This window comes from Nocardia sp. 852002-20019_SCH5090214, from assembly GCF_001665865.1.
GTDB classification, from domain to species: Bacteria; Actinomycetota; Actinomycetes; order Mycobacteriales; family Mycobacteriaceae; genus Nocardia; species Nocardia nova.
This window is the reverse complement of sequence record NZ_LZMK01000040.1, coordinates 1-845: the sequence shown is the minus strand read 5'-3', so window position 1 is coordinate 845 and position 845 is coordinate 1. Positions and strand designations below refer to the sequence as shown.

At 69.1% G+C, this 845-nt stretch carries 1 pseudogene; it reads left to right on the top strand.

Going from position 1 to position 845, the window contains the following annotated elements:
* Positions 1 to 57: 57 nt before the first annotated feature.
* A pseudogene (locus tag A5780_RS04665) lies at positions 58 to 845 on the top strand (hypothetical protein); the annotation flags it as partial.

Genomic DNA, 845 nt, shown 5'->3' with positions numbered 1-845 from the left:
TGTGGCCGCACGCATGACATGGCCTCCCTGACTGGGCGGGTGGGGTCGGTGCGGGTCATGCGTGCGGCCACAGGCAAGGACCTCACCGACCACATCGAGGCCGGTCACCACGTCGGCGAACTCGCCCCAGTCCCGTATCTGGACCCTCACACCGCCACGAGCGCCGCCCGGTCGGAGGCCGGGGCCGTCCCTTTCGTCGGTGAGGCATCGACCGATCTCTCGGCCGATGCCTCACCCCTCTCACCTGATCACAACGACTCTGTCGGAGGTTCTTTCATGTCCGGAAATTCCACGGTCAACCTGTCCGGCCTGCACACCCCCGTCCAGCAGCACCACGACGAAACCCTCGACCGGATCGGCAGCCAGTTCGCGGTGATGCTGCGGGCACTGATGCAGGAGGTGATGAACCGAGCCACGGCCGGCATCACCGCCCGCCGCGCCGCCATCGAGGCCATGCAGATGCGGGAGGAGAAGGCCCGCCGCGAGCACGCCGCCCAGGTCGCCGCCGAGCGCAAGGCGGCCGAGAAAGGTCTGGAAGCGCTGCGCCGGAAGGGTTGGGATCGGCTCTCGCGCAACGAAATCGCCGCCGCGCTACGTGAGGCGGTGACCTGGTCGGAAGACTCCGAGGCTGCCCGCCGCGCGTCGGTGGAACTGGCCGGGCACATCCGGCAGCGCTGGGGTGTGCACGTCGACCTCGACGGCGGGCACGTCACCATCGATGCCGAGGTAACCCCGCAGCTGGCGGCGAAGATGGCCGCCGTCGAGCAGGAACGCGCCACCCAAGACCGTCTGGCCACCGCCCAAGACCGCATGGTCGCGATGATCGCCGCCGAGGACATCGACGA